Origin of the sequence: Streptomyces sp. GESEQ-4, assembly GCF_017948455.1 — a bacterium.
Taxonomy (GTDB): domain Bacteria; phylum Actinomycetota; class Actinomycetes; order Streptomycetales; family Streptomycetaceae; genus Streptomyces.
Window position 1 is genome coordinate 414,174 of record NZ_JAFFSU010000004.1, and the last position, 8,855, is coordinate 423,028.

6 protein-coding genes are annotated in these 8,855 nt (G+C 72.3%); 5 read left to right on the forward strand and 1 reads right to left on the reverse strand.

Annotated features, from left to right (window positions below; all coding sequences use genetic code 11):
- Positions 1 to 200 precede the first annotated feature (200 nt).
- From KCH48_RS12055 to sucD, 4 genes are all read left to right on the forward strand, one after another.
- Positions 201 to 1,286 (forward strand): hypothetical protein, encoded by a 1,086-nt coding sequence (locus KCH48_RS12055; protein WP_210572935.1) that lies wholly within the window; start codon positions 201 to 203, stop codon positions 1,284 to 1,286.
- A gap of 328 nt (positions 1,287 to 1,614) precedes the next feature.
- Positions 1,615 to 3,789 carry a hypothetical protein gene (locus KCH48_RS12060; RefSeq protein WP_210572936.1) on the forward strand — a complete coding sequence of 725 codons (2,175 nt, stop codon included), beginning with the start codon at positions 1,615 to 1,617 and terminating at the stop codon, positions 3,787 to 3,789.
- A 489-nt stretch (positions 3,790 to 4,278) separates the two neighbouring features.
- Positions 4,279 to 5,457 carry an ADP-forming succinate--CoA ligase subunit beta gene (sucC, locus tag KCH48_RS12065; protein WP_210572937.1) on the forward strand — a complete coding sequence of 393 codons (1,179 nt, stop codon included), beginning with the start codon at positions 4,279 to 4,281 and terminating at the stop codon, positions 5,455 to 5,457.
- 23 nt (positions 5,458 to 5,480) lie between these two features.
- On the forward strand, positions 5,481 to 6,365 hold the full coding sequence (gene sucD, locus KCH48_RS12070) for a succinate--CoA ligase subunit alpha (RefSeq protein ID WP_124439782.1): 885 nt from the start codon (positions 5,481 to 5,483) through the stop codon (positions 6,363 to 6,365).
- 163 nt (positions 6,366 to 6,528) lie between these two features.
- Here sucD and KCH48_RS12075 read toward each other — a convergent pair whose 3' ends face one another.
- Entirely contained in the window at positions 6,529 to 7,641 is a 1,113-nt protein-coding gene (locus KCH48_RS12075; RefSeq protein ID WP_210572939.1) for a helix-turn-helix domain-containing protein, read from the reverse strand.
- Positions 7,642 to 7,737: 96 nt separating this feature from the next.
- Between KCH48_RS12075 and KCH48_RS12080 the strand changes: the two genes are divergently transcribed.
- Positions 7,738 to 8,855: DUF6350 family protein (locus tag KCH48_RS12080; RefSeq protein ID WP_210572940.1), on the forward strand; the 1,118-nt coding region annotated here is incomplete at its 3' end.

The window sequence follows — 8,855 nt, forward strand, 5'->3', positions numbered from 1 at the left end:
GTCGGTTCGCTGACGATTTGTCGACCGACTTCGGCCAGCAAATGGGACATGTGTACCCATCGGTGCCGAGGGGGCTTGCGGAACCTCGGGAGGCGCGTGCAAGGATCGAGGCCTTGTCAGCGGTGCGCCGCGCCCCGCTTGCCCGCATGCGTCGCGCCGACCTGTCGCTCGTTCCGCCGCACGGGAGGACCCACCCCCTCTTGACCTTCTCAGCAGCCCTGTCCGGTGCCGCTCTGCGTGTCATGCGCACAGCGGCCGGGCGGCGTGCGCTGGAACTGGCGCTGCTGGTGTGTGGGTTGTTCGCGCTCGGACTGCTCTACGGGGAGCAGGCGCACGCGACGGACGGGGACGGTATGACGTCGGCGACCTCGGTCGAGGCCGTGCGGCAAACGGAGCCGGGGGACGGAGTCCTGGCGGCGACGCGGGCCACGGTCGGGCGGTTGGTGAGTCCGCCGGCCGAGGGTGGGGGCGGGGCGGCTGGTGACGCGGTCGAGGCTGTGGCCTCTGACGCGGGCTCCTCCAAGTCGACCTCCCCTGAGGTCAACTCCTCCGAAGTCACCGTTCCCCAGCGCCCCCAGGCCGACAAGGCACTCCCTCACCCGCGCACCCCCGGGCCCGCCGATCGCATACGCCGACCGGTGACCGAGGAGGTCGTCGGATCCGTGGGCGAGCGGGTCGTGCGGCCGGTCGGTGATCTGGTGGGGGGTGTGACCGAGGGGCTGGCCGAGGCGCAGAGGAACATACCGCCGCTGTCGTTGCTGCCGTCCCTGCCGCTGACGCCCGAGTCGCCGGTGCTGCCGGAATTCCCGGGTGCCCTGCTGCCTGGGCTGCCCGAACTGCCCCTTCCGCCGGTGCTTCCGGGACTGCCGGGGCAGACGCTCCCCGCCCCGGTCACGTCGGCACCGCAGCCGGGGCCGGGCGCGGGCGCGGACGGCGAGGCGGTGGGCGACGGCGCCTCCGAGCAACGTACGGACGGGGCAGGGGCCGTAACGTATGGCCCGGTGTTCGTCGCCGACGTGACGTCGGCCGGCGACGCGACGCGGGCCGCCGGGCATCGCGTCCGGCCCACCGAGCACGCGCCCGACCAGCCCGCTCCCGGCGGTGATCCGGGGGGTGCGCTGGGCAACCGTTCGGCGGCCGACAACGGCGCCTCGCGGCACGGCGATGCGCATGCCGTCGCTCTGTACCACCGGGCGCCGCTGAGGCTGGTGGCCGGCGCCGCCGCGCGTCATGACGCGTGCGAGACCCGGGACAGGCACCCGGACATTCCCGTCTCCCCGGCATAGGGCAGCCCTCCCCCCCGCCGTAGACCTTCCGCGCGGGGGCGGACCAGGTCTGCCCTCCCGTCCGGACACCCCTCCGATCTCCGGGCGGAAGCCGCCGGAGCCGTATCGGCACCTGTCATCGCATCCGGATCCACATCCACATCCGCGTCCACCGGTTCGCTCTTCCCGAACCGTGCGGGACGACGGACGGAATGGCGGACCTACGGAGGCGAGCGGGTGCGGCGGTGACGGACATGTCCCCAGCCTCCCGAAGTGCCTTGAGTTCCAAGGGCTTCGGGGCTCCCCAGGGTCGTTCGAGCCCTCAAGGATCTAAGGATCTGACGCACGTATGAACAAGAACATCCGCCGCTCCATCGTCATAGCCGCCGGTGTCACCGGCGCCTGGGCGCTCGGTTCCTCCGTGGCCAGCGCGGACGAGTTGCCCGCAGCGTCCGTGACCACGCCTGACGCGACGACCGACGACGTCACGTCCGACGTGACCACCGCCCTCACCGACACGCTCGGGAACGTCACCGACACGGTTGACGGCGTCGTCACCGGCGTGACGGACACGGTCTCCGGCGCCGCCGGGGACACCACCGCCGAGGCGACGTCGACCACTCAGGCGACCGGCGCCACCACCGACAAGGCTGCCGCCGGCGCCGCCGAGCAGGCTCGCCGGTACGTCGACGCGCAGGTGACCGTCCCGAAGGCGTCCAAGGTGAGGGGCGCCCAGGCGATCCAGGGCGCCAAGGCCGCGCGCGCCGCGCAGGCCGAGGCCAAGGTCACGGCAGCGGACGCCGCGGGCACGGTCCGCGCCACCGCCGAGAACACCTCGGCCACGGTCCACGCCACCGCCACGGCCTCCGACGCCCCCACCGCACCGCGCGGCGGCATCGACTACCTCTTCGGCCCCCTCTCCGCCTTCGCCCCCGAACTGGAGAAGGCCCTGGCCGCCGCCCAGACGAAGCTCCAGGCCACCCAGTCGGCCGCCCGCGCCCAGGCCCAGGGCATCGACGGCGTCGTACGCACCAAGGCCCAGCACGTGGTCGCGGGCGCGGGCCGCACGGCAGCGGGCGTGACCGGCACCGCGCAGACCACGGTCACCGGGGTCCAGGGCCGTGCCGCCGGTACGGCCGCCACGGTCACCGGCTCGGCCCACTCCACGCTCACCGGCGTGGAGGGCCACGCGGCCCGCCTGTCGACCGCCGCCACCGGCACCGCGCAGGCCACCGTCACCGGAGCCCACGCCCACACCGCCCCCGTCCTCGGCACGGCCACCTCGCAAACCACCGCCGTCACCAGTGCCGCCGAGGCTTCCGTCTCCGCCGTCCCCGGTCACCTCACCGGCACGGTCGGCGGGGTGAAGCAGCACGTCGTCGGGACTGTCAGCAGCGTCCCGGGGACAGTCACGCCGGTCGTCGAGGAGACGGTCGTCGCGGCCGTGCCGCCCGTCGCCGATCACGCCGTGCACGGCGTCGTCCCGGTCGCGGAACAGACCGTGGCCGGTGTCGTGCCGGTCGCCGAGGGCGCCGTCGGCGGGGTGGCGCCTGCCGCCACCCATGCGGTGGACGGGGTGACGCCGGTCGCCGAGGGCGCCGTCGGCGGGGTCGTGCCCGTCGCCGGCCACGCCGTGGACGGGGTGACGCCGGTCGTCGGGCAGACGGTCGCCGGGGTCGGGGCCACCGCCGGGTACGCGGTCGACGCCGCGAGCGCGCTGGCGTACGGAGTCGTCGCGGATGTCCAGCCCGTCGCCGGTGGCGTCGTGCAGGGTGTGCCGCCGGTCGCCACCGGGGCGGTCGCCGATGTGCGGGGCGTCGCAGGCGGCGCCGTCGCCGGGGTGCAGCCGGTCGTGGGCGGGGTCGTCGCGGACGTACCGCCGTACGCCACCGGTCTGGCCGGCCAGGTCGCCGACGACACCACGCACGCCGTCCTGCCGCCCGTCGGCAACGCCGCTGTGCACGGCGTGGTCCCGGTCGGGGAGCAGGCCGTCGGGGACGCGGGTGCGCTGGCGTACGGCGTGGTGGGCGACGTCGAGCCCTTCGCGGGCGGCGTCGTCGGCGCCGTACCGCCGCTGGCGCAAGGCGTGGCCGGGCAGGTGCCGCCGTTCGCGTACGGGGTCGCCGGGGCGGTGCAGCCGTTCGCGTACGGGGTCGCCGGAGCGGTGCAGCCGGTGGTCGAGGCGGCTGTGGAAACGGTTCGCCCGGTCGTGCAGGGCGTCGGCGGGAGCGCCACGGAGCTGGCGTACGGCGTCACCGGTGAGGTGCGGCCCTTCGCGTACGGCGTCGTCGGTGAGGTCGACCCCTTCGTCCACGGTGTCGCCGGGCAGGCCGTGCCCTTCGCGCAGGAGCTGACCGGGACCGTCCAGGCCGCCGCGGGCCCACTCGCCGAGCACGCCGTGACCGGCGTCGACGGGGTCGCCGAATCGGTCACTCCGGCCTACGTCCAGAACATCCAGAGCTACGCGCAGGACGCCACCGGCTACGCCTCCGGCACGCAGTACGGAACCCCGTACAGCATCTGACCGCAGGCCCGCCACCGACGCCGTACGACGGGACCCGGCGGAACCGTCATTCGGCGCACTCACCGACTCCGCGGCGGCGATGGACCCGGACGGCCGAAGCCGTCGGACCGTCCGGCCGGCACCCCGCGGACGGGCCGGCTGATCCCCATTGGGGTGGGGATCAACCGGCCTCGCACCCCTGAAGAGGCGCTGTCGCGCCGCTGAGGGGGCTGTTGAAGAGGCCTCACCGGGTCAACCCCAGCCCGGTGAGGCCTTTCACCTGCGGCACGCCGTGCCAGTGATCGCGGCATCATGTGACAGGTATCACCGCTCAGGTGTGACCCCTGATTTAGAGACCCTTGTCCGGCGGCGATAACCTGCGAGACGGACATGCCGCGCGCTCGGACACCGTGTGCGCCTCCCTTGTGACAGACAGCGGACGTCACGTTGCCCTCGCGGCACGCCCACGCAGACAACGAACCGCGAGATCACTGATAGGGACGGAAGCGCGTGGACCTGTTCGAGTACCAGGCGAGGGACCTCTTCGCCAAGCACGATGTACCGGTGCTGGCCGGTGAAGTCATCGACACGCCTGAGGCGGCCCGCGCAGCCACTGAGCGCCTCGGTGGCAAGTCCGTCGTCAAGGCTCAGGTGAAGGTCGGTGGCCGTGGCAAGGCCGGCGGCGTGAAGCTCGCCGCGACCCCGGACGAGGCCGTCGCCCGCGCGACGGACATCCTCGGCATGGACATCAAGGGCCACACGGTCCACAAGGTGATGATCGCCGAGACGGCTCCGGAGATCGTGGAGGAGTACTACGTCTCCTTCCTCCTGGACCGTGCCAACCGCACCTTCCTCTCCATCGCCTCCGTCGAGGGCGGCGTGGAGATCGAGGAGGTGGCGGCCAACCGTCCGGAGGCCGTCGCCAAGACGCCGATCGACGCCAACGAGGGCGTGACCCCGCAGAAGGCCCGCGAGATCGTCGCGGCCGCGAAGTTCCCGGCCGACGTCGCCGACAAGGTCGCCGACATCCTCGTCACCCTGTGGGACACCTTCATCAAGGAGGACGCCCTCCTGGTCGAGGTCAACCCGCTGGCGAAGGTCGCGTCCGGCGACGTCATCGCCCTGGACGGCAAGGTCTCCCTGGACGAGAACGCCGAGTTCCGCCAGCCGGACCACGAGGCCCTCCAGGACAAGGACTCCGCGAACCCGCTGGAGGCCGCGGCCAAGGAGAAGAACCTCAACTACGTCAAGCTCGACGGCGAGGTCGGCATCATCGGCAACGGCGCGGGTCTCGTCATGAGCACCCTGGACGTCGTCGCGTACGCCGGCGAGAAGCACGGTGGCGTCAAGCCCGCCAACTTCCTCGACATCGGCGGCGGCGCCTCCGCGCAGGTCATGGCGAACGGCCTGGAGATCATCCTGGGCGACCCGGACGTCAAGTCCGTCTTCGTCAACGTCTTCGGCGGCATCACCGCCTGCGACGAGGTCGCCAACGGCATCGTCCAGGCCCTGGAGCTCCTGAAGACCAAGGGCGAGGACGTCACCAAGCCGCTCGTCGTCCGCCTCGACGGCAACAACGCCGAGCTGGGTCGTCAGATCCTGTCGGACGCCAACCACCCGCTGGTCCAGCGCGTGGACACCATGGACGGCGCGGCCGACAAGGCCGCCGAGCTCGCGGCTGCGAAGTAAGGGATCGAGGGACTCAGACCACCATGGCTATCTTCCTCAACAAGGACAGCAAGGTCATCGTTCAGGGCATGACCGGTGCCACGGGCATGAAGCACACCAAGCTCATGCTGGCCGACGGCACGAACATCGTCGGTGGCGTGAACCCGCGTAAGGCGGGCACGTCGGTCGACATCGACGGCAACGAGATCCCGGTCTTCGGCACGGTCGCCGAGGCGATCGAGAAGACGGGCGCGAACGTGTCCGTCCTCTTCGTGCCGCCGGCCTTCGCCAAAGCCGCGGTCGTCGAGGCGATCGACGCCGAGATCCCGCTCGCGGTCGTCATCACCGAGGGCATCGCCGTCCACGACTCGGCCGCGTTCTACGCGTACGCCGTGTCGCAGGGCAACAAGACCCGGATCATCGGCCCGAACTGCCCCGGTCTCATCACCCCGGGTCAGTCGAACGCCGGCATCATCCCGGGCGACATCACCAAGCCGGGCCGCATCGGTCTGGTGTCGAAGTCCGGCACGCTGACGTACCAGATGATGTACGAGCTCCGTGACATCGGCTTCTCCTCCGCCGTCGGCATCGGTGGTGACCCGGTCATCGGTACGACCCACATCGACGCCCTCGCCGCGTTCGAGGCCGACCCCGACACCGACCTGATCGTGATGATCGGTGAGATCGGTGGCGACGCCGAGGAGCGGGCCGCGGCCTTCATCAAGGAGAACGTGAAGAAGCCGGTCGTCGGCTACGTTGCGGGCTTCACCGCGCCCGAGGGCAAGACCATGGGTCACGCGGGTGCGATCGTGTCCGGTTCGTCCGGTACGGCCGCTGCGAAGAAGGAGGCGCTGGAGGCTGCGGGCGTCAAGGTGGGCAAGACGCCTACCGAGACGGCGAAGCTGGCGCGGGAGCTTCTTGCCGGCTGAGCAGTTTCTTGGCTGAACGTTGGTGGGCCCGTTCCCGGGGTGGGGGCGGGCCTACCGGCGTTTCGCTTGCCCGCGCTGGCGGGGTGCCGCCTGCGCCCACCCGTGCCGCCCTAGGCGGCACGAATGCCCGCAGCTGGAGCGGACCGGCTGCCCGCAGCTGGGGCTAGGGCAATGTGGGCTGCAGTCTCTCCGGGCCTTTCGCCGACTCCTTCCGCAGCTTCTCGCGCAGTTTCCACTCCGCCTCCGACAGCGGGCCCGGGGCCACGCGTTTCGGGACGCCGCGTACGTCGCTCCCTGGTGCTACCGGTGGCTCGTAGTGGGTCGGGGCCGAGCGGAGGGTGAGGGCTGTGGTGCCGATGAGGGCGACGGTGAAGGCGATGGCGGCGCGGGTCCAGAAGCGGGCGCGGCGTTCGCTGCCGTGGCGGACCGCGGGGGGCTGGGCGGCGCGGAGGCGTTCGGTGGAGGCGAGGGTGGCGAGCCGGCGGTGGAGTTCGGCCGGGTCGGACAGCTCCGGCAGCCGTTCGGCGATCGCCGCGCGCGCGTGCAGCAGGCGGTTCGCCGCCGCCGGAGTGCTCGCCTCCGTCTCCGCCGCCGTGTCCGGCAGATCGAGGCCTACACCGTCGTACAGCAGGAGCGTGCGGCGGTGTGGTGGCGGGAGTGTCAGGAGTACGTCCATCAGCGCGCGGTCGGTGGCGTCGGCGGGGGGCGGTTCGGGGTGCCGGTAGCGCGGGCGGAGGCGGTGCCAGGGGGAGAGGGCGCACTCGTACGCCGTCGCCCGCACCCAGCCCGCCGGGTCACGGTCGAGCGCCACCTCCGGCCAGCTCTGCCAGGCGAGTTGGAAGGCCCGCTCGACCGACTCGCGGGCGAGTTCGCGGCGCCCCGTGAGCAGATACGTCTGCCGGACCAGGGCGGGTGCGCAGAACGCGTACAGCGCGTCGAAGGCCTGAGCGGGCGTCAGGGCGTCGGACCGCAGGTCGATCGTCACGGGAGCGAGGTCTTGACCCGCCGTCACCTTCTCGTCGTCCTTCTGGGCCTTCTCGTCCTTCTGGTCCTTCTCGCTCTTCCCGCTCTTCTCGAGTGCGAGTTCGGCCAGCAGCCTCGCGTAGGCCTCCCGTTTCCGGCCGCGCGGAGTCGTCCGGCCGGTCTCCCACGAGCGGACCGTTTCCCGGGCGACGCCCACCCGCGCCGCGACCTGAGCCTGCGTCAACGACTGGGCCTCGCGCAGGCGTCGGCGTTCGTCGGGCGGGGGGAGCGGGGTCGAAGGGCTCTGCTTCACGGCTCGCCCTTTCGTACGAAAAAGTACATAAACATATATTGAGCGACACATCGGTGGTTTGCCTGTTACGACGGGAAAGCGCGTGTCGTTGGGACCATGGCGGGCGTGACCCAGATGACCGTTCGCCGCCGTTCGTCGTTGTCGTTGCTGCTCGCCCGGATGCGCGACCGTTCGCCCGGGCTGACCGCGAGCCTGCTGGCCGGTGCGCTGGCGGCGGCGGTGGGGCTCGGGTCGTTCGCAGTGCTGGTGTTGGTGCTGTGGATCAGTTCGCCGTATCCCGACAGCGGGCCGGACGGGGCGCTGCATGTCGCCGCCGCGCTGTGGCTGCTGGCGCACGGGGCCGACCTGGTCCGCACCGACTCGCTATCCGGCGGCCCCGCGCCGGTCGGCGTCACCCCGCTGATGCTGCTCGTGCTGCCGGTGCTGCTGCTGCACCGGGCGGCGCGGGACGTCGCGGCGGACGAGCGTGAGGTGGACGGACGCGGCAGCGGTGAGGAGCCGGGGCCGGGGCCGGTGGTGGCGTTGGCGGGCGTGGTCCTCGGCTATATCGGAGTCGGTGCGGCGGCGGCTCTGTATGCCTCGGGGGGTGCGTTGCGGCCGTCGTGGGTGTGGGTGTGCGTGTGTGTGCCGGTGGTCGCGACGGTGGCGGCGGGGGCGGGGGTCTGGACGGCGTACGGGCGCACGGGTGAGCCGGTCTACAGCGTGCTGAACCATATGCCGCCGTGGGTACGGCGGCGGGTACGGCGTCTTCTCCTCGTACCGGATTTCCCGTCCCGTCTCTTCGCCGCGGCGCGCGCCGCGGGTGCCGGGGCGGCCGTGCTGGTCGGGGGTGGGGCGCTGCTGCTGACGGTGTCGCTGATCTGGCACGGCGAGGCGGCCAGGAGGTCTTTTCTGCAGCTGACGGAAGGGGGGTCCGGGCAGTTCGCGGTGCTGTTGCTCTGCATGGCGCTCGTGCCGAACGCGGCCGTGTGGGGAGCGTCGTACGCCCTCGGCCCCGGCTTCACCCTCGGCGTCGGCCACGTCGTCTCCCCCCTGTCCTCGGCGCCCGCCCCACTCCTGCCGCCGTTCCCACTGCTGGCGGCGGTACCGGACGCGGGGGCCGGAACACCGCTGAACTGGGCGGCGGGGGTGATTCCGGTGGTGGCGGCGGTGACGGTGGGGTGGTTTGTGGGTGTGGCGGGGGGTGGGGGGGGGGGGGGGGGGGGGTGGGGGGG

What these genes read in the sequence shown, in the direction of transcription:
- KCH48_RS12060 (WP_210572936.1), top strand. Translation starts at nt 1,615, where the DNA reads ATGAACAAGAACATCCGCCGCTCCATCGTCATAGCCGCCGGTGTCACC.
- sucD (WP_124439782.1), top strand. Translation starts at nt 5,481, where the DNA reads ATGGCTATCTTCCTCAACAAGGACAGCAAGGTCATCGTTCAGGGCATG.